Origin of the sequence: Myxococcus xanthus, assembly GCF_013116825.1 — a bacterium.
GTDB classification, from domain to species: domain Bacteria; phylum Myxococcota; class Myxococcia; order Myxococcales; family Myxococcaceae; genus Myxococcus; species Myxococcus xanthus_B.
Window position 1 is genome coordinate 1 of record NZ_JABFNS010000156.1, and the last position, 19310, is coordinate 19310.

19 protein-coding genes and 2 pseudogenes are annotated in these 19310 nt (G+C 69.0%); 8 read left to right on the top strand and 13 right to left on the bottom strand.

The window, feature by feature from the left end; all coding sequences use genetic code 11:
• Positions 1-222: 222 nt before the first annotated feature.
• From HNV26_RS32205 to HNV26_RS38745, 3 genes and pseudogenes are all read left to right on the top strand, one after another.
• Positions 223-339, top strand: a pseudogene (locus tag HNV26_RS32205) (IS3 family transposase); the annotation flags it as partial.
• 145 nt (positions 340-484) lie between these two features.
• A pseudogene (locus HNV26_RS38740) lies at positions 485-751 on the top strand (outer membrane protein assembly factor BamB family protein); the annotation flags it as partial.
• A 218-nt stretch (positions 752-969) separates the two neighbouring features.
• Complete coding sequence (locus HNV26_RS38745; RefSeq protein ID WP_253817260.1) at positions 970-1212, top strand: PQQ-binding-like beta-propeller repeat protein; 243 nt, start codon at positions 970-972, stop codon at positions 1210-1212.
• Positions 1213-1219: 7 nt separating this feature from the next.
• Here HNV26_RS38745 and HNV26_RS32215 read toward each other — a convergent pair whose 3' ends face one another.
• The 6 genes from HNV26_RS32215 to HNV26_RS32240 form a co-directional block, all read right to left on the bottom strand.
• On the bottom strand, positions 1220-1492 hold the full coding sequence (locus HNV26_RS32215; RefSeq protein ID WP_171452939.1) for a hypothetical protein: 273 nt from the start codon (positions 1490-1492) through the stop codon (positions 1220-1222).
• Positions 1493-1646: 154 nt separating this feature from the next.
• Positions 1647-2387 carry a hypothetical protein gene (locus HNV26_RS32220; RefSeq protein ID WP_171441829.1) on the bottom strand — a complete coding sequence of 247 codons (741 nt, stop codon included), beginning with the start codon at positions 2385-2387 and terminating at the stop codon, positions 1647-1649.
• A 206-nt stretch (positions 2388-2593) separates the two neighbouring features.
• The gene (locus HNV26_RS32225) at positions 2594-3166 is read right to left on the bottom strand and encodes a HesA/MoeB/ThiF family protein (RefSeq protein ID WP_171441830.1); all 573 of its coding nucleotides are present in this window, start codon (positions 3164-3166) and stop codon (positions 2594-2596) included.
• 9 nt (positions 3167-3175) lie between these two features.
• Entirely contained in the window at positions 3176-3424 is a 249-nt protein-coding gene (locus tag HNV26_RS32230) for a hypothetical protein (protein WP_171441869.1), read from the bottom strand.
• Positions 3425-3587: 163 nt separating this feature from the next.
• Positions 3588-4895 (bottom strand): S8 family peptidase, encoded by a 1308-nt coding sequence (locus tag HNV26_RS32235; RefSeq protein ID WP_171441831.1) that lies wholly within the window; start codon positions 4893-4895, stop codon positions 3588-3590.
• A gap of 144 nt (positions 4896-5039) precedes the next feature.
• Positions 5040-6194 (bottom strand): hypothetical protein, encoded by a 1155-nt coding sequence (locus HNV26_RS32240; protein WP_253817261.1) that lies wholly within the window; start codon positions 6192-6194, stop codon positions 5040-5042.
• Between the two features lie 200 nt (positions 6195-6394).
• Between HNV26_RS32240 and nfi the strand changes: the two genes are divergently transcribed.
• The 3 genes from nfi (at position 6395) to HNV26_RS32255 (ending at position 10258) form a co-directional block, all read left to right on the top strand.
• Positions 6395-7102, top strand: a complete 708-nt coding sequence (gene nfi, locus HNV26_RS32245) for a deoxyribonuclease V (RefSeq protein ID WP_171441832.1) — start codon at positions 6395-6397, stop codon at positions 7100-7102.
• A 196-nt stretch (positions 7103-7298) separates the two neighbouring features.
• Positions 7299-9644 (top strand): GMC oxidoreductase, encoded by a 2346-nt coding sequence (locus HNV26_RS32250; RefSeq protein ID WP_171441833.1) that lies wholly within the window; start codon positions 7299-7301, stop codon positions 9642-9644.
• Between the two features lie 107 nt (positions 9645-9751).
• Positions 9752-10258 carry a DUF2267 domain-containing protein gene (locus HNV26_RS32255; protein WP_171441834.1) on the top strand — a complete coding sequence of 169 codons (507 nt, stop codon included), beginning with the start codon at positions 9752-9754 and terminating at the stop codon, positions 10256-10258.
• Between the two features lie 4 nt (positions 10259-10262).
• On the opposite strand, the gene HNV26_RS32260 is transcribed toward HNV26_RS32255, so the two are convergent.
• From HNV26_RS32260 to HNV26_RS32275, 4 genes are all read right to left on the bottom strand, one after another.
• On the bottom strand, positions 10263-10634 hold the full coding sequence (locus tag HNV26_RS32260; protein WP_253817262.1) for a Mov34/MPN/PAD-1 family protein: 372 nt from the start codon (positions 10632-10634) through the stop codon (positions 10263-10265).
• 10 nt (positions 10635-10644) lie between these two features.
• Positions 10645-11634 carry a hypothetical protein gene (locus HNV26_RS32265; RefSeq protein ID WP_171441836.1) on the bottom strand — a complete coding sequence of 330 codons (990 nt, stop codon included), beginning with the start codon at positions 11632-11634 and terminating at the stop codon, positions 10645-10647.
• Positions 11635-11664: 30 nt separating this feature from the next.
• Complete coding sequence (locus HNV26_RS32270; RefSeq protein ID WP_171441837.1) at positions 11665-13434, bottom strand: vWA domain-containing protein; 1770 nt, start codon at positions 13432-13434, stop codon at positions 11665-11667.
• Positions 13435-13724: 290 nt separating this feature from the next.
• Positions 13725-14432, bottom strand: coding sequence for a metallophosphoesterase (locus HNV26_RS32275; protein ID WP_171441838.1), 708 nt, complete (start codon positions 14430-14432; stop codon positions 13725-13727).
• A 433-nt stretch (positions 14433-14865) separates the two neighbouring features.
• Between HNV26_RS32275 and HNV26_RS32280 the strand changes: the two genes are divergently transcribed.
• Both HNV26_RS32280 and HNV26_RS32285 read left to right on the top strand, forming a co-directional pair.
• Entirely contained in the window at positions 14866-15534 is a 669-nt protein-coding gene (locus HNV26_RS32280; protein ID WP_011551621.1) for an RNA polymerase sigma factor, read from the top strand.
• A 48-nt stretch (positions 15535-15582) separates the two neighbouring features.
• Positions 15583-16770, top strand: coding sequence for a hypothetical protein (locus HNV26_RS32285; protein ID WP_171441839.1), 1188 nt, complete (start codon positions 15583-15585; stop codon positions 16768-16770).
• Positions 16771-16820: 50 nt separating this feature from the next.
• Here HNV26_RS32285 and HNV26_RS32290 read toward each other — a convergent pair whose 3' ends face one another.
• Genes HNV26_RS32290 through HNV26_RS32300 form a run of 3 tightly spaced genes read right to left on the bottom strand, consistent with a single transcriptional unit; the run spans position 16821 to position 19187 of the window.
• Positions 16821-17993, bottom strand: coding sequence for an AraC family transcriptional regulator (locus tag HNV26_RS32290; protein ID WP_171441840.1), 1173 nt, complete (start codon positions 17991-17993; stop codon positions 16821-16823).
• Positions 17994-18004: 11 nt separating this feature from the next.
• The gene (locus HNV26_RS32295) at positions 18005-18559 is read right to left on the bottom strand and encodes an anti-sigma factor (RefSeq protein WP_171441841.1); all 555 of its coding nucleotides are present in this window, start codon (positions 18557-18559) and stop codon (positions 18005-18007) included.
• Positions 18552-19187, bottom strand: coding sequence for an RNA polymerase sigma factor (locus HNV26_RS32300; RefSeq protein WP_171452940.1), 636 nt, complete (start codon positions 19185-19187; stop codon positions 18552-18554). Before HNV26_RS32300 ends, HNV26_RS32295 begins: the two co-directional genes overlap by 8 nt.
• Positions 19188-19310: the final 123 nt, after the last annotated feature.

Here is a 19310-nt window from a genome sequence, read left to right on the forward strand (position 1 = left end):
ACACGCGAGACTGGACACCGGCAGGCCCAGTGCGCCTCAACCCCTCCCCGAACCCCACCCTGGCCGTGCAGGAGTTGAAGCGCATCGGTTGAACTCTCTCACGCGACAACTACCTTGACGCTCACCGCCCCCTGTGTCAGGGAAGAAGTCGCCTGGGCGGACTCGCCGAGCTGTTGATGCCCTCTGCGCGCGCCTCTTTCAGGAGGCCTCGGCGACGTCCAGTTGGCCGAGCGCATTCGCGCCATTCATGCCATGAGGCGACATCCGTCCGGGGCACCCCGCATCCATGCTGAACTGGCCGCCGAAGGCGCCCGCGTTGGCCGCAAACGCGTCGCTCGCTAGATGCGTGCAGCCAACTACAAGGCGACTGGTCCGAGGTGCCTCCGCTTCCAGACGAGAGTAGTCGCGACGAGCGCCATCCACCGGGCTACCGTAAGGGCTCTACCCATGTCGGATTCATCTCGCTCCGTCTTTTGTGGCGCCAATGCTGCGCGGTCCGGACACTTCTGCAATCCACGAGGGCGTGCTGTTCGCGAACTTCGACAACGACAAGCTCTACGCGCTTGACCTCTCGAAGGGAAAAGAACTCTGGAGCGTGCGGGCCGGGGGGCGCGTTCCCGAGAGCATCTCGAATCCGATGGTTGCGCATGGTTTGCTCGTCGTCGTCGGTGGCGGGCAGTGTCACGCCGTCGAACTTGCCACGCACGCCATCCGCTGGAGCGTCTCGTGTGACACCGAGGCGACCTCCTCGCCAATCGTTGTCGGCGACGTCGTCTACGTGGGAGCGTGGCTCGGAGGGGGGCGCCATCGACGCGCGGACGGGAGTCGAGCGATGGCGCGTGCAGCTACGATGTGGTGGGAGTGCGCAGTCCGCGGTCAGCGTGACGCGCGCTCAGGTCGCCGTGGGGACCAGACGCGACTTCGTCGAGGGCCACGTCGTCGCGCTCGACCGCGCCACGGGGGCGAGCGATGGTCGGTGCGATGGCCAACGGCGGAGCGCCCGCGATCGAAGGCAGCACGGTTTATGCCCTGTCCAGTCTGGGGAAGTGCCTTCGCGCGCTCGACCTCGCCAGCGGTAAAGAGCGTTGGTCGTATGAGACGGGCGGCGCGCTGTGGGGAACGCCCGCCGTTGCGGACGGCGTCGTGTGCTTCACCGGCTCCGCGTCGCCGCTCGGTCTTTCGGTGAGAGAGGCCGCCCGGCTTCCACATTGACTTGCTGCTACGGCGTGTTCGCCAGTCGCCGCTGACTGCGCGAGCACGTCATCCCCAAGCCCGCCGCGCCGCTGCCATCACCGCAGCTCGCGCTGGGCTTCGCCCTCTCCAGCGACTCCGCAACGTCCTCGCCCGGCGCCTCGCCGCGGCCCTGCCGCATCGGGGGGAACTCCTCGCCCGCGTCTTCGCGCTCGACATCACCCGCTACCGAAAATGCGCCGACCGCATGCGCGTCCTCGAGGTCCTCTCGGATGCCGACGCCATCGCCCGAGTCCTCCACGGCGCCCGCGCTCCCCAAGCGGGAGCGGAGGATGGGAGCATGGCCCCCCGGGCCGGGTGGTGTTGAGGCTCAAACCATCGCCAACAGGCCCAGGCCCCTGCCGCGCCTCAACATGGCCTCTATCCCGCGATACGCGGGATCCAGGCCCGAACGGCTACCAGATAGTTCGGAGCTTGGGGCCGCGGTAGCCCCACTTCACGTTGAGGAGGCTCGAACTGGGCTCGATGCGGCCCCCATCGTCGTCGCGCCAAACGATTTTCGGGGTTTGGACCATCCGCGCGTAGTCTTCGTCCATACGAATCATCCATTCCTCGTGGGTGAGGATCGTGCTCTTGCTGTCGGCTTCGTCCGTGCACGTGAGCCCGAGCCGGGTGAGCAATTTGAACGCGTCTCCGTCGGCGGTGAAGTCGCCATCGATTTCCCTCAGGAGTCCGAGCTCGACATCGTGCCCATATGCGAGCTGGTTGATTCGACCGCAGCGCAGGTAGCGATCCGCGCGCCCCATGAACGGCGAGTTTTCGAGCACCGAGGGAATGATGCGGGCCACACCGTTGGCCCACAACGTGAGCTTCAGGGTGTTCGAAGCCAGCTCGACACGCCCCCCCTGCTGGGGGCCCACGCCTTCGGCGACGACGAGCTCTTTCGATGCCTCGTAGGTCGTGCCCGTGAACTCGAGCTCGACTGGCGTCTTCTTTTCGAAGCGAACCTGCAACTCGGCGCGGAGCCCCCCTCGCGACGAGTTGGTGAGCGAAACCAGCACGCGCGTGACCGCCTTTCTGGCGCGAATGAGTGGCACCTGCGCGGACAGGTCGAGTGTTGTCAGCCCTCGACTCGCCGCGATGGCGCGCCCCCACTCGTTCCACAACTTCACTGCAAGCAGTTCTCCGGTCGCCATCGAACCTCAGAGCACGTGAATCGCAGGTTGTGGCGGTGCGCTCCGCCAGCCACATCGCGCGCCGAGAAGCGTTGCCGATGTGACGGGGGAAAATCTACCTCCTTCGCACGCAGCGTCGAGGCGTGTTTCGAGTCGCAGTCTTCCATCGTCACTTCGCGGGACGCCAGGCGCGTCGCGGCGCCGAGTCCGGCGCACGCGCCCGTGCGTCACTGGGACAGGACCGAACTCAGGTTCACCAGCGAATCACGGCGGGTGCCGTGCTTCACGAAGTCCTGAATGGCGCGGGCCAGTGTCGCGGAGAGCAACCCCAGCAAGGGGAGATGTGCGCCTCCTTCGCAGGTGGCCTGCCCCTGGGCGTCCTCGGCATCCGGGGTGAAGCGCTCATCCCAGCGCACCAGCCCGAAGGTGCCATCCGCGCTCACCGCGCCGTGGACAAGCGGCTTTCCCGTCCGGCGCGCGTAGTCGATGAGCACCTGCCGGCTGTGCTGGTTGTCCATGCAGTCCACCAGCAGGTCCGCGCCACCGCAGAGCGCCTCCGCGTTGTCCCGGGTGAGCCGAACGCCGTGGGACTCCGCCTTCACCCCGTGCAGGTTGAGGAGTTGGAGCTTGAGCGCCTCGGCCTTGTTCTTCCCGACGGAGGGCTTCACGTAGGCCTGGGCGAGCAGGTTCTTGGACTCGACCCGGTCGAAGTCGATGAAGACCAGGGTGGCCTCCAGGTTGCGGCACAGCACCGCCGCGGTGGAGCCGATGGCGCCCACGCCACAGAAGAGGATTCGCATGGCGGTGTCTCACCGGGCCCCGAAGGGGACCTTGGGACGCAGGTAGATGCGCTCCTCGCCCCGCGCGCCCCGGAACCGGTCGACGACGAAGTGGGCGAACGCGTCGTCGCGAAGATGGCTCAGGTGAAGGCCGGGCACTCCGCCCGAACGAACCAGCTCCGTCGCGATGCGGCGGATGTCGGTGTCCGGCACGGGGCCGTCCAGCTCCACCGGGACGTCCGCGGACATGCCGTCGTAGGTGATGTTGAGCGTGGCCATCGTCGTGTGCGCCTCCTCACGCGCCCGGCGGAGCGCGAGGGTGCGCCCGGTGGGACTCACGCGGGGACGGCGATGCGGGCAGGCTCCTGACGATACCGGCCAGCGGTGTTGCCAACCGCGGCCCGGCTCCCCTCACGGGAAGCCGGGCTGCCAGGGAAGGCGCCTACTGCGGCTCGCTGCTGCTGACCACGGCGGGCTTGGGCAGGAAGTCCTTGAGCTGCACGACGGGAAGCCCCGGGAGCGCGGTGATGAAGCCCGAGTACGCCATCAGGTTGGGCGAGCACCAGCCCGGGTTGGACACCGTGTTCTCGGTGGCGTTGGTGAACACCGCATTGGCGACCGACTCAGGCTTCGCCGTGGGATTCACCTCGAGGAACAGCGCGGCCAGTCCTGTCACGTGAGGGGTGGCCATGGAGGTGCCGCTCATCTCCCGGCTCTCGCGGTCGCCGTAGTGCCAGGAGGACTTGATCTTGTTCCCCGGCGCGAAGACGTCCACGCAGTCCCCCCAGTTGGAGAAGGTGGCGCGCTTGTCCTTGCTGTCGGTGGCGGCAACGGTGATGGCCTCCGGCGTACGGGCGGGGGAGTGCTTGCAGGCGTCGTTGTCTTCGTTGCCCGCGGCGACGACGTAGGTGACCCCCGCGGCGATGGAGCGGCGGACCGCGTCGTCGAGCGCCGGGTCCTCGTCGCTGCCCAGACTCATGTTCGCGACGGCGGGCGAGACGTGATTCCGGGTCACCCAGTCGATGCCCTCGATGACGCCGGAGGTGGCTCCGGAGCCGTCGCAGCCCAGCACGCGGACGGAATGGACAAACGCGTTGCGGGCCAGGCCGTAGGAGGAGCCCGCAGCCGTGCCCGCGACGTGTGTCCCGTGGCCGTTGCAGTCATTGCCCCGCATGCTGTCGCCAATGGCGTCGTAGCCGATGGAGGCCCGGCCACCGAACTCCCGGTGCGAGAAGCGCACACCGGTGTCCAGGATGTAGATGTGCACGCCCTGGCCCGTCGCGGTGAAGGTGTAGACCTTGTCCAGCGGGAGCTTGCGCTGGTCCATCCGGTCGATGCCCCATGTGGGCCCCTGCTGGCTTTCGGCGATTTTGACCACGCCATTCTCTTGCACGTAGTCCACTGCGGGGTCGTTCGCCATGGCCCGCGCCTGGGCTTCCGTCATCTTGGCCGCGAAACCACGCAACGCATTCTCATACATCGCGAATGCGGTGCCGCCGTATGCGGTGGTGAGGCTCGTCGTGGCTTGCTGGACCTCGACCTGTTCCAGGCTTTGTGCGGGTGACTTCAGGACGACAATGTACTCACCCGGAATCTTCTTTCGGACGGTGATGAACTTGCCGGTCTGCTTCTGGCCCATCGTGGGCCCGCGGGCCGTGCGGTCCTTGCAGGGCACCTGCCGCGATGCGCACGCCCCCATCAGCAACATCATGCCCACGGAGACGAACAGCTTCAGTGTGTGTCGATTCATGTTTTACCCAGAGGAAATTGGTTGTGATGGGTAAAACGGGTGTACATCAAAAACGGCTTATTCATGAATCAACCCGGAGGGATGAGCCAGCGGTCCGTGATTGAACATGCCATGGCGCTCCAAGGCGCGATGTCTGGCCATGACCTACCACGGACGAATGGTGGTTCCCCATCCGTACAAGACTGTCTCCAGTGGACGTTTCCCGGGGCGTGACAGGATGTCGTTGATGCCCATCTCTCGTGCCGCGTTCACCAGGTGGGCATGCCACGTGCCATGCGTGTCGGAGAGTCGCGTCGCGGCGATGGCCAGCGCGCTCGCGCCCACGGAGTAGCCGCCGAAGACGAGCGGACCGCTGGCGGAGTCCTCCTTTCCCTTCACTCCGCGAGGCCACTCCCGGCAGGCCGCCAGCGGTAGGAGCGAGCCCGCGGGCCGAGCGCAGTAATCCCGCACCAGGGGGGCGGTGAAGGTTCCCGCGGCGGGATGCGCGGCCATGGCGAGGAAGGCGCCGGTCCACGCGAGCGTGGTGGCCCGTTGCGTACGCTCCACGACGTGTCCCTTCGCGTCGACCTGGGTGGGGAAGCCCGAGGGCAGGGCGGACAGTTCCACCAGCCGCGCGATGAGCCGCTCCGCCGCGGCCTCGGAGGGCGCATGGCCTCGCAGCCGGCCATGGAGCAGCAGCGCCGCGGCGGCCGGCGCGCTGTCACACGGCCAGATGGAGGTGCTGAAGCTGGGCAGCAGCAGCTGGTGTTCGAGCGCCTTCACGACCTGGCTGGCCAGGGCATCGAAGAGCGCCGTGGACGCAGCGTCCTGCATGCCCGCGCGTTCGATGCCCGCGAGCATCAGCAGCACATAGCCCCGGTAGAGGATGCTCCGTGGCAGGGCGTGGCCCAGGATGACGTCCGTCCCACCGCGCATGAAGGGGGCCCGGGCCCGTCCCAGCGCGTCCGCGAGGAGCGCATGCAGCCGTCGCTGCGTGTCCGGCAGGGGATGGCCGTCCAGCGCCGCTTGAACGAGGATGAAGGAAAGGTGGCCATCGCAGAGGAGCTGTGACTCGACGAAGCGGCGCTTCGCATCGCCGAGCAACATCGTCTTGCACCCCTCGCCGAGGATGCGCTGTTCCAGCGTGTCCAGCGCGGATGCGGAGAGCTGTCCGTGTCCCTGGGATGCGGAAGGAGGGCGGGGCGGCGCATGGTCGCTACCTGGCGGGCTCTCCGTTCTTGCGCTGCCGGCCAGGCATGCACAGAGCACCAGGAGGGGAAGGCCTATCCGGCGGAAGCGGGTGTGGGTGGGTCGCGGCATGGGCGGAGAGCTGAGCACGCACGCGTATGGCCCAGGTCATCCGGTGGGCTCGCCGGTCGCCAGGACCGGCTCAGCGGTTTCTTCTCGCGCGTGGAGGGGCGCGGGCTCCAAAGGGGCACGGCCAGTTCACCAGTCCACGCAGATGGGACGTCATGGGTTGCCCTTGAGGCCAGAGCCTTCAGATTGGCAGTGGAGGTTGTGTGTGCATGGAGCTTCAGCCCGAGGTGAGCCGGTGGGACGTCACGCCTTCGGAGGCGGTGGAGTTGCAGCGCCGGCTGCGTGAGCAGTTGGTGCTCCGGCCGCCCCCTGGGCTGAAGGTGGAGCGCATCGCGGGCGCGGACATCTCCACGGAGAAGGGGAAGGACACTGGCTTTGGTGGGTTCGTCGTCCTGGACGTGGAGACGTTGGCGCCGGTGGCCCAGTCTGGGGCCGCGGTGACGTTGCACTTTCCCTACGTGCCGGGCCTGCTGTCCTTCCGCGAGCTGCCCATCATCGCCGCTGCCTGGGAGCGGCTCACGGTGCGCCCCGATGTGGTCATCTTCGATGGACAAGGCACCGCCCATCCTCGGCGCATGGGGATTGCGTGTCATGGAGGGTTGCTGTTCGGCGTGCCATCCATCGGCTGTGCCAAGTCCCTGCTGGTGGGGACGCACGGACCGCTGGGGGAGGCGAGAGGCTCCACCGCGCCTCTCATGCACCGGGGCGAGCTCGTGGGCATGGCGGTGCGCACGCGCAAGGGCGTGCAGCCCGTCTACGTGTCCCCGGGCCACCTGATGGACCTGCCCACGGCGGTGGAGCTGGTGCTCAAGGTGAGTCCGAAGTACCGCGAGCCGGAGACCACGCGGCAGGCGCACCGGCTGGTCAACGCACTCCGTCGCGCGGACGGAGAGGCCGCCGAACTGGCGTAGGTGCCGGCCCCTGATTTTGACCGCCGTCCCAACCGACTCTATGTCCGGAGGTGGCTCCCTCGCTTGGGGCCTCAAGGAACGGCGGCTCGGGCGTCTGTCTCCCTATCCGCCCTTCCCGCCAGCCCGTACTGGCGGTAGCACCTCAGGCCGCGAAAAGGGGCTGGGGCCAGGGCGGGAGCTGTCATTGGGAGCGCGAATGCGGAGGTTGTCGTCACCTTGGAGTGAGCTGGCGTCGCATTACGCCGTGGTGGTGGTGGGCTCGGGGTACGGAGGGGCCATCACCGCCAGCCGGTTGGCGCGCGCGGGCCAGCAGGTCTGTGTCCTGGAGCGAGGCCGGGAGCTCCTGCCCGGCGACTACCCGCGCACGGACGCCGAGTTCATGTCCGAGTTCCAGGTTCACTTCGACCCCGAGGCCGCCGCCGATGTGGGCAGTCCGACGGCCTTGTTCGAGCTCCACCGGGGCGGGGACGTCTCCGTCGTCACGGGCTGCGGCCTGGGAGGGACGTCGCTCATCAATGCCAACGTGGCCATGCGGCCGGACCCTCGCGTGTTCCTGGACGGGCGTTGGCCGGACGCGTTCCGCGCCGACGTGGACGGCTTGCTGGAGGACGGCTTCGCGTGGGCCGAGCACATGCTGCGGCCGTTGCCCTATCCGGAGTCCGCGCCGCCGCTGGCCACGTTGTCGGCGCTGGCGAAATCGGCGGAGAAGCTGGGCGGCACCTTTCGCCGGCCACCCCTGGCCGTCACCTTCGAGGAGGGCGTCAACGCCGCGGGGGTGCGTCAGGGCGCTTGCACGTTGTGCGGTGACTGCATGACGGGCTGCAACTTCGGCGCGAAGAACTCCGTGCTGATGAACTACCTGCCGGACGCGCACCGCCATGGGGCGAAGCTCTTCACCGAGGTGGGCGTGCGCTACCTGGCGCGCGATGGCGCTCGGTGGCGCGTGTACTACCGGCCGATGAACGCCGGCCGCGAGCGGTTCGATGCGCCGGACCTGTGGTTGACCGCCGACCGCGTCATCCTCGCGGCGGGGACCATGGGCACCGCGGAGCTCCTGCTTCGCTCGAAGGCGCTGGGGCTGTCCCTCTCCGGGCGTCTGGGCCAGCGTTTCAGCAACAACGGGGACGTGATGGCGTTCGGCTATAACACGGACGTCCCTGTCCATGGCGTGGGTCTGGGCGAGGCGCCCTCCGCGGGGCGCGAGCCCGTGGGCCCGACCATCACCGGTATCATCGATGACCGGGCCACGCTGCGGCAGGAAGACGGAATGATCATCGAGAACGGCGCGATTCCCGCCGCGCTCGCGCGCCCCGTGACGGCGCTGCTCGCCGCTGCGTCGGCCATCGCCGGGCAGGACACGGACCGGGGCGCCATCGACCGGGTCGGGGAACTGGCGCGCATCGCGGACAGTGCCGTGCGCGGCCCGTACCACGGGGCCATGCGCAACACGCAGACGTTCCTCGTGATGTCCCATGATGACGGCGCGGGTGAGCTGCGCCTGTCGGGCGACCGGGTCCGCGTCCACTGGCCGGGCGCGGGGCGGCAGGCCGTCTTCACGCGGGTGGATGAACGCCTGCGCCGCGCCACGGAGGCGCTGGGCGGAACCTTCGTGCGCAACCCGCTCTGGAACAAGCTCACCGGCCACGAGCTGCTGTGCACCCATCCCTTGGGCGGGTGCGCCATGGGCGAGCGCGCGGAGGAGGGTGTGGTGGACCACGAGGGCCGCGTCTTCGCGGGGCCCGAGGGCACGGAGGTCCACGAGGGCCTCTACGTCAGCGACGGCTCCGTGATTCCGAGGCCGCTGGGCATCAACCCGCTGCTCACCATCTCCGCGGTGGCGGAGCGCACCGTGGCGCTGATGGCCCGGAGGCACGGTTGGAGCGTGGACTACTCGCCGGTCCCGGAGGCCCCGGGTCCTCGGCCCACGCAGCCCCTGGGCGTGCAGTTCACCGAGACCATGTACGGCTACATCTCCGCGGGGGCTGATGAGGACTTCCTGCGGGCCGGGGACCCCGCGCGCAGGGATACGTCGCCGTTCCGCTTCATCGTCACGGTGGACTCACGGGACCTGGAGGAGACGCTCGCGCATCCGTTGCACCCGATGCAACTGTCGGGCTGCGTGGTGGCGCCCGTGCTGTCCTCCCGTCCGATGACGGTGGAGCGGGGCGTGCTGCACCTGATGACCCACGAGGGCGCTCGTCCTGGCGGACGGCGGATGCGCTACCAGCTCCCGCTGGTCTCCGAGTCCGGTGAGCGCTTCTTCGTCGACGGCTACAAGGACGTCCATGACGACGACGGTCCGGACCTGTGGGTGGACACCACGCGGCTCCTGGTGTCCATCTTCCGTGGCGAGGACGCTTCGGGGCCCTGCATCTTCCGGGGCTACCTGCGACTGAACGCGAAGGACTTCGCCGTGCAGCTCTCCACGCTGCGGGTGCTCCATGCCCAGGGCACGGTGCAGCGGCTGGCCGCGCTCGCTCGCTTCGGACGTTTCTTCTTTGGGGAACTCTTCGAGACGTACGTGCGCAGCAAGGCCGCGTAGCGAGCGGGGAGGCGGCGGCACGGTTTTCGTACCGCTACGTCGTGCTCCTTCTGGATGGCGTGGGCACCGTGAGGCGCACACGCCTTTTCATGAAGGAAGGACAGCCCATGCCCAATGACCGTGAGCAGGGAAAGGGCGCTCCGCAGGGCAGCGAGCGTCAGACCAGCCGCCGGGATACGCCCATCGAGGTCCGCAGGCGACTGCGGCACGAGTCACGCACGAGCCAGACGTACGCGGCCTTCATCAAGCACCTGTGCGAGCGAGGCGGCATGTCACCCGCCGTGGCCGAGAAGGCCGCGGTGTCCGTCCTCTGCGCTCTGGAACAGCGAATCCTCAGTGAGGAGGCAAGCGACCTGGAGGACCAGCTTCCTCGCAAGCTGACCCTGCTGCTGCACCGCTGTGAGAAGCACGAGGACGAGCTGCCTCCCAAGTTCCACCGCGAGCACCTTCTGCGTCGGGTCGGGGAGGACCTGAACCTTCATCCAGACGCGGTGGAGCCGGTGGTTCGCGCGGTGATGGATGCCGTCCGCCACCAGATAACCGAAGGGGAGTCCGAGGACGTCATGGGCCAGCTCCCGTCGGACATCCGCGACCTCTGGACGCGCACCGTCTGAAGACTCACGCGAGGCCGCTGGGGCTATGGCGGATGCCGGAGGCGCTGCGAAGCGCCTCCGCCCACCAGGGCTCGGCCATCACCAGGACGTCTCGGCCGCGCAGCCGCGCGACCATGCCCTCGGGCGCCACGACGGAGAAGCGCAGGGGCTTCCCGAGCGCGGAGGTGAGCGCGGCCATGGTGCTTTCATCCTCGGCGGAGAAGCCGAGCGGACCGTCGGGGTGGCTGTGCGCCACCTCTTCAAGGACGTCACGCAGCCGCCAGATGGCTTCCCAGCGGGCGCGTGAGTCGGGCAGTTGATTCGGGCTGTCGGACGCGTCGCACCACAGCACCTCGCCGCCGTGGCCGATGAGCAGGCAGACCTCTCGTGTGGACATGGCTGTCTCCTCAGGCATGCCGGGTCACCACCAGGACATCCGTTTCAATGGCCTCGCGAATGACGGACGGCAGGCTCTCCAGCGTGACATCCCCGTCCGCACCAGCCAGGCAGATGCCCGCGTCCAGGACCTGGAGCGAGTCCGCCGCGACGATGGAGACGAAGCGCTCCCCCATGAAGGCATACGTCACCTCCAATCGCTGGTCCGCGAGCCGCCGGAGGTCCAGCGGACGAGCGCCCGCGTTCAGCAGCGCCTGCTGTGCGCGCTGCATGCCGTCTTCCCTCGGATTCCCGCGGACGCCCCGCGTCGCCAGACGGGCCATGCGTCGCTGGGCTTCCTCAATCAGCTCCGCGGACCGGGCCCTCCGCTCGGCGTCCTCCCGCTCCTGTCGCGTCCGTGCCGCCTGGGCCTCACGTTCATGGTTCAGACGACGCAGGCAATCCTCCGCCGGAGCTCGGCCGCCCTCCGCTACCGCGAGTATCCGGCCTCGGACCTCGGCGGGGGCGAAGCGGATGCCCACGTCGCGGGAGACACGCTCCAGCAGGGCATAGCCAAACGCGGCCCGCAGGGGGGCACTCACGCCCCGAATGTGGGCGAGGGGTTGGTTCTGCTCCAGCGCGAGGCGTGCCGCGCCCTCGGCTTCGCTTTCGAAATCCACGCCTTCGAAGAGCAGGGCACCGTCAAACCATCGGCGCGCGCTCACCGGCGCCAGGCGCGGCGGCTCCTCCTCCGGCATCAGCTCCAGGGGCTCCGCCACGGCGCCCTCTCGCACCAGCCGGCGTCCCCAGGCATGGCCGCGCACGCGCGGCAGCGCCTCCAGGCAATAGGGCTCGGAGGGTTCACGCGGCGTGGCGTCTCGTCCCTTCACCTCGAAGCGCCACCACCCCGGGGTGACCGGGGTGGTGACACGGAGGCGTCGCGAGGCGGAATCCACGGTGCCACCGCCCAGATACGGCAGCACCACCGACTCCACCTTCCCGAGGTACTTCCGGTAGTCCACGACGCCTCCTCCTTCCTCACTGCGTTGGCTTCACGCCACCTTCAGCAGCGGCGTGCGCATCACCCGCTCCACCCAGCCGGACTGGGCGGTTCCGGGCAGCGTGGGCGCATCCATCAGCGCCTTGAGCACCCGGGGGACCTGGTACGGGTCCTCGAACTGGTCCACGTTCACCTCGCTGAAGGGCACTCGCAGCTGAGCGGCGCAGGTTCGAACCGTCGAGCCCCGCGCATGTGCCACCGACACCAGCAGGGCCATCGCCGACACAGGGATGCGGAGGTCGCGGAATGCGCGGGCGAACTGGTCGCCTGCCTCTCCGGCCTCGTCTCCCACCACGATGACCACCAGCTTCGCGTCCTCCGGCACGCGAACGCCGTCACGATGCAGCGCGTACACCGCGGACGCGTGCGCCGTTCCACCCGACGCCCGCAGCCCCGCCAGCATGTGCTGGACGGCGATGCGGTTGGCGGCCTTGGGACGCAGCACCGTGCCCAGGGTGTCGAACGCGGCGATGTGCAGCTTGTCCATCGGGAAGCCCGCGAGGATGCGCGACAGCGCCTCCTTCGAACTCTCGATGGCCCCCTCCATGGAGCCCGACTTGTCGATGAGGAACATCACCCGCACGTCGGTCTCCGCCGTCGCCTCCGCCACCGCCTGCCGTGCCGCGTTGTCGCTGGCCTCCTCCAGCTTGCGTCGCAGCACCGCGCTGCGGACGTTCTTCGCGATGTTCAGCGCCCGCTGGTCCGTGGCCGTGTGCACCGCCTTCTCCCAGCGCGCGCGGATGGCCGGGTCCGTCAGCAGGCCCAGCTCCTCGAGCGTGGGCGTCATCAGCCGCAGGTCACGGTCGGACAGCGACGGCAGCAGCGCCGCCATGATGGCGGGCGTGAGCCCCACGTCCTTCGGCAGCCGGCCCACGACCTCCTTGTAGGAGAGGCGCTCCAGGTCGATCCACTCGCAGATTTCCGCCTCCGACAGGCCGTCGAAGCGCTCGCGCTTGACCAGCGTCAGCCCGTTCAGGCCCACCTCGCGGTGGCCCTGTGCGGACTGCTTCTGCTTCCAGCCGAGCACCTCGAAGAAGCCCTGCGCGCGCGGCTTGTAGCCCGCCTTGCGCGCCAGCTTCTTCAGCGTCTCCTTGTAGCCCGCCTTCACCAGACCCTGGAGCATGGGCATGTTGGCCTCACGCGCCGCCAGCCACTTCGCCGCCACGCGCTTCCAGCGGCCCAGCGGCGCCTTTCGGGACGCCGGGTCACCAAAGCCCGCCTCGCGGTTGAGCCGAGCGATCTCCGGATGCTCCAGCAGCTCCGCCACGCGCAGCACGGCCTTGGGCGTGAGCATGCGCGTCGACTTGCGCTCGTAGTGGAGCACCATCGCCTCGCCAATGGCTCGCCAGTCGTCGTCATGGAACGCCACGCCGCCCTGTTCGTCGCGCACGGGCTGGCCCGCGTGCTCCTGCACCAGCATGAGCGCGCACGTCGCGACCTTGAGGTCGCGCCAGTCCGTCTGGGTCAGCGCGTACGACGCGAAGTGCGCCATCAGCTCCGCGTTGAGCCGGTAGATGTCCAGGAGCTGCCGGTAGAGCTTCACCGCGGCGGGCACGAAGAGGCCCGGCTTCACCGGGCGCCCCTTTTCACGCTGGAACGGCGTGGCGTGCGCCGCCGCGTACCAGGTGCCATTCACATCCAGGCCAGGCCGGTTGTGCCACAGGTGGGCGGAGCCTCCGAGCACCAGGTCCAGCAGTCGCTCGGCGGGACCGCGCTGCGACTCGGGCAGCAGCGCGTTCGGGTTCTGCGTCTGGGTCGTCATGGTGTCCCCCTAGGGACGTGCCGCGGGTCAGGCGCGGGGCGGACCACTCGCGACGAAGCGAGCGGAGTGCACCGCGCGTGGACGCACGAGTGCCTTGCGCTTCAGCGAAGGCTGCCCGTGCGAAGTGAGGATGGAGAGGAAAGGGTGCGCCCGAGTGACGAGGCCGGTTCTTGGATTAACGGTCCCAGTGCTCTACCGCTGAGCTACGGAGCCACGAACGGCTCCGGCGGGATTCGAACCCGCGACAGCTGTATGGCGTGTTGGACCCCGTCGGCCGGGCGCGAAATCGATTACGAGAAGACGGACACGTCGCCGTGGACCGGAATCCGGGCCACGTCCTTGCCGCCCCGGTACGTATTCCGGGCCGGCACCGAGACGAGCTCCCAGGTGGGGAGCACCACCGCCGTCAGCGACCGTCCGTAGACGCACCCGGTGTCGATACCCACCGCGTGCTCAGTGACGAGCGGCGCGTCGAAGACGGTGTGACCGAAGATGATCCGCTCCGGCCCCTTCCAGTGGTGCGTCCAGAAGGTCCAGCCTTCAGGCGCCTTGGACGGCCAGTAGCTCTTGGCCGCTGGGGGCCGGATGCACTGGGCATGGAGCAGGTGGTACGGGTCCTGTTTCTCGACAGGGATGTCTGGCAGCAGGCCGGCGTGCACCACGATGGCGTTGTGCTCCGGCAGCCGCAGGTAGCGAGGCAGCTGGGCCATCCAGTCGTAGTGTCCGGGTTGGAGCACCCGGCGCGTCTCGAGGTGGTCGGGATGCAACCGCTCGTCCGCCCGGTGGCGCTGCTGGAGGTGCTTCTCCTCGTGGTTGCCGAGGATGGCCTCGTGCCGCATGGCCAGCTCCACGCACTCGCGGCGCTTCGGGCCCCGGTCCACCAGGTCACCCGCGAAGATGATCCGGTCGCTGGAGGTCGCGCCCACCTTGCCGAGCAGCTCCACGGCTTCGTCGTAGCAGCCGTGAAGGTCTCCGATGACGATGGTGCGGCGGGACATGACGCGAATCCTCGAGAAGGAAAAGGTTGAGCGCCCGAGTGAAGAAGCCAGTTGGCTGATTCCAGGATCAGTGACGGACCACCCGTCGGCATACGCCCATGGGGCATATGTGTGGAGTCGAACCACGGCTTGTAGGGCCGCTTCGGCCGGGCGCTCGAAAGCGATGGGGGCGAAGACGCGGGCCCCCGCTGTTCCTGACAGGTGATTTTCCGGGGCCCGGTTCCTGACGCCTGCTCTATAAATCCCGTCAGGAACGCCATGCGGCTTTCGTCCGACTTCGCGGGTGCCAATTGTCCGGTGATTCCGCCGGGTTGGCGCTCCCTGCTTGTCTCGGAGGCTGCCTGCGGATGCCAACGTGGTACCTTGCCGCGCCACATCCCCGTAACCCAACATCCCGGGGCGACTTCCCCGGCGCAGCCCCCAGGTCCTTCCGGTGTACGAGCAGCTCACGGATGACGAATTGTTCGCGGAGGTGGTCCGCCGCCGCGCCACTGGCGAGCCCGTTGGAGGCCCGCTCGGGGCGTTGGTGCAGCGGTGGGCCCGACCCTCGCGGTACGTCATCAGCAAGATTCAGGCGAGCTACGGCCGTGGTTCCCCAGCGGACGCGGACGAGCTCTTCCAGGACGCGGTCGGGAAGTTCATCGACCGGGGTCTGGACCAGTTCCGCGGCGTGTCGGAGCAGATGCCCGGCCGGAGCGCGTCTCCCAAGACGTTCTTCCTGCGCATCGTCAAGCACGTGGCCATCGACTTCTACCGGAAGCACCGCGAGGAGCTCGCGGCGCCTCCGTCAGACCCTGATGACGCCATGGAAGAGCCACCCTCCGAGGTGGCTCGCGCCGTCGAGTTCGGGAAGCGGCGTGAAGAGCGCGCCGAAGCCCAGGAGCTGTATTGGGCGGCGTTTGCCCGCCTCCAGCAGGAGCACCCGAAGGAAGCTTCGGCTTGGGACCTGTACCACCACGAAGACGTCGAGGATCACGAAGAATGTGCCCGGCGCCTGAGCATCACCGTGGTGAACAGCTACAAGCGCGTCAGCCGGGCCCAGGCCTACCTCAAGCTCTACCTGCTGGACCTTCATCGCGAGTCGCATGGGGAGGAAGCGTGAGCCGCCTCCTTCCCCGCCACACCCGGGGTACCCAGGAGGAATGAACCCATGATTGTTGGAGATACGCTGTCCCGCTATTCCGCCCGCCGCTCGCAGCTCCTGTCGGGCACGGCTTCTCCCGGTGAAGTGCTCGAGGCGGCGGGTGACCTGCTGCGCCGCCGCTCCCGGTTGGAGACCGAAGGTGTGGACGCCGCCCTGCGGGGCCTGGGTCGACCTCAGGTAGAAGCCTGGTTGAAAGCGCAGAAGCCCCAGTCGCTGCAGCCGGTGCTGCTGAGGGCCGCGGAAGAAGCCGTCGAGGTGGCGCTCGACGGCGGTGAAGAGGCGGACATGTGGCGGGTCTCCGCGCTGGAGGGACTTTCCGCTCGCGACCGGGCCGCCTCCGCCGCACACGCCCTGGCCGTCTGGGAGGGCTTTCACGGTGCCCTCGACGGCGAGTCCGCGCAGCTTCGAGACCGCTTTCGCGCCGCGCTCCAGAGTCTGGACTCAGCACTCCGTCCTCGAGCGCGTTGGTTCATCCCACTCAATCCGCAGCGCCGGCAGGAGCGCGACCTCCTCGAGCCCGCCGAGCAGGACGCCGCCTGGTGGTTCTCCGCGCGCGCCGGCTGCGATGACCTGGTCGCCACCTGGACGGCCAATCCCCAGACGCTGACGGCCCATCTTCAGGACTGCGACGCGTGCCGCGCGGACATGGCGGATGCCGCGCCCGTGGACATGCCCCCCCGCCGGCACCTCACCGCGGACGACCTCTGGCGGCTCGACATGGGGCTGCTGTCCGAGGACGAGCGGACCCGGCTGGATGCGCACACCGCGCGCTGTGGTGAGTGTGCCCAGGCCGTGCTGGCGCTGGACGAGGGCGAGGCGGCCATCGAAGAGGCGCTGGACATGGAGGAGGACGGGACGGTGGCCCGCTCCGCGCGCACCTCGCGCGCGCCTGTCTCCCATCGCGCTCACGCCGCCCGCCTGCCGGAGCAGCGCGAGGTGCTGGATGAGCGCCGCGACTTTCGCGTGGTGCTGGTGCGCGAGCGTCAGCGCGTGCGCCTGCTGGTGCAGCCCCTGACTGGAAGGACGGTGACGGCGGCGGTGTTCCTGAGCCCCGGCCGTCCCTCGCTCAAGCCGGCCCATGGGCCGGAGGGCATCGCCTTTGATTTGACGTCCGCGTCGTCCACCGGCGCGCGCTCTGCCCACCTGTCCGTGCAGGCGGGGAGCGAAACCCTGGAGCGCGACTTCGCCTTCTGACGGGAGGTCCCCGTTTCACGCAGGGGCCCGTGCTCACGGGCCCTCCGCGCTCAGGGCGACGGGGGGCGCGCGGTCCGCTCCGTGTCGAGCGCCTGGCGGCTGCGCACGGGGGGCCGCGGAATGGGGATGCTCCCCGCCGGCAACGTGGGGCTGAAGCCGTTCACCAGGAGGGAGATGACGAGCTGCGCGTTGGGGGGGCGGGTGCCGAGCGCCGCGCCGCAGATGTCCAGTTGGTCCAGCACCCGGGGGCCTTCGGTGCGCTGGTAGCGGTTGCACGTGGTGCCCACCTGCGGGTCCAGGTGTCGCGCCAGCTCGCGCATGTTGCGGCCCCAGCGCATGGTGAGCTTCTCTGGCGTGAGCTGGATGTTGACGGGCTCCTCACCCCACGTCCCTTCGATGCGGGTGCTCCGTCCACCGGCCTTCAGCTTCAGCTCGAGCGCGCGCTGTCCCAGCGTGCCCGTCACCGCGATGCCGTGCTCGTAGACCTCCTCGCCGAGGATGCTCACCCAGACGCCGTCCTTGCGCCGGGTGTACGGCTTGTCCGCGGCGATACGGCCGTGGTTGAACCAGACGTCACCCACGCGGCCCAGTGGCAGTTGGTCGTTCTTCGCCACCGGCGCGGGTGCGTCCTCCAGTCCTGAAGGACCGGCCGAGGCCACCACCGGCCGCGAGGCCAGCAGGTCCGTCACCGGCACGGACGTGTCGACGACCTCGAAGCGCACGCCGTCCAGCCAGGCATGTCCCGTGCCGCTCATGATGAGGCCGGCCATGATGGTGGTGGCTTCGTTCGGGACGTCCAGCACCACGTCGTAGCGCTTGCAGCCCGCGGTGCCCACCAGGGCGCGCGACTGCATGTTGTCGAAGGCCAGGGGCTGCTTCGGGTCGGGCCCTTCCACGCGCATCCACAGGCCCGCCCAGCCCTCCACGTCCTTGATGCGGAGCGCCCCGGAGAAGCGCAGCCGCTTGCCGCGGAAGTCGTGCGCGCCGAAGGCCTGCATGAAGGTGCCGTAGCCATTCTCATCCGGCGACAGCGAGCGGAGGTAGGCGCTGCGGTTGCCTTCGCACGTGGCGCTGCTGTCCACGCCGGCCTCGTAGCGCTTGGGGGCGCTCTCCGTCACATACCAGCCGACTGGCAGCTTCTGGGTGCCTTCCGACGGCTGCGCACCGGCCCCGGTGGAGGCCAGCGCGAGCAGCAGGGCGGCGAGTTTCTTCCGGAAGTCCATGACGGGAATCCTCACAGCGACACGGGGCGGCGCGCGCTCAGCGCACCCTCGGGGAGGCCAGTGCGGGCCTCATAGCGCGGGACTTCACCCGTGCCCCAGGGATATTGGACGAGCAGCCCACGCTCCTCGGCCGCCTGGGTGCAGGAAGCCTGTGTGGCCAGGTCCGGGCACGCCACGACGATGGACTGCGGCTCGGCGACCTCCAGCTCCAATTCCACCGAGGGCGGCTCGACATGAAGGGTCAGCGCCCTGGGCGCGTCGGGCGGTTGCCGTCCACCGGGCAACACGACGAAGGCCCAGGCCGCCGCCGCGGCCAGTGCGGCACCGGCCAGGCCGGCCGTGAGACGTCGAGTCTCCCAGCGGGCCGGGCGGAGGACGTGGACGGCGGGCGCATAGGTGCTGGCGACTTCGTGGAGTTGCTCCGACAGCAGGGCTTCTTCCTGGAGCAGGCGGGCGCACGGGGCGCATTCCAGCGTGTGCGCCTCGAGGCTCGCGGCCTTCTCTGGTGCCAGCGCCCCCAGGATGTACTGCTCCGCGGAGTCGCGGGTGAGGTGGGGCTTAAGCATGGGTTTCCTCCTCGAGCGCGGTGCGCAGCTTCTTGCGGACCTCGCACAGGATTTGCCGCACGCGCTGGACCGACAGGCCAACGCGTGAGGCGATTGCGGCATGAGGGAGCTCCTGGCCGTCACAGGCCAGGAGGAAGACGTTTCGTGCGCTGGGAGACACCTGCGCCAGCGCGGCATGGGCGCGGGAGAGTTGCTCCTCGGTCAGCAGGCGCCGCTCCGCGGACACCGACGGGTCCACCGGGTGGTGACGCTCCGGCAGTTCATCCACCGCCCCGGCAATGGACTCGCGCCGGGCTCGTCGTGCGTCGTCCGCGGCCAGGAAGGCCGCCTGGGTGAGGGCGAGGTTGGGCAGGCGAAGCTCCGTCAGCAGCCCGCGCTGCTGTTGCTGGATGAGCCGCGCCCAGGTCTCCTGGGCCAGCTCTTGCGCCCGGTCCACCCGGACGCCACGTGCGAGCAGCGATACCACGACCCGCCGGTGATGGCGTGCGACCAGCGCGTCCCAGGCCGCCCTCTCACCCGCCAGGGCGCGCCGCGCGAGGAGGGTTTCGTCCTCCTCGGGCGCCGTCGCCTTGGCCGGCTCGTCGGCTTCCTTTGACAATCGCAGCGTCGTCATCCGCAGGCCCTGCACGGCTGCACTCATGCCGTCTTCCCGTCGCTCAGAGGCGTCCGGGGAGCACGCCTGCTCCCCGGTGTCCCCTGAACGTGTGTCCGGCGCGGACATATCGATGGGGGCAGGGAGGATGTGGGGCGG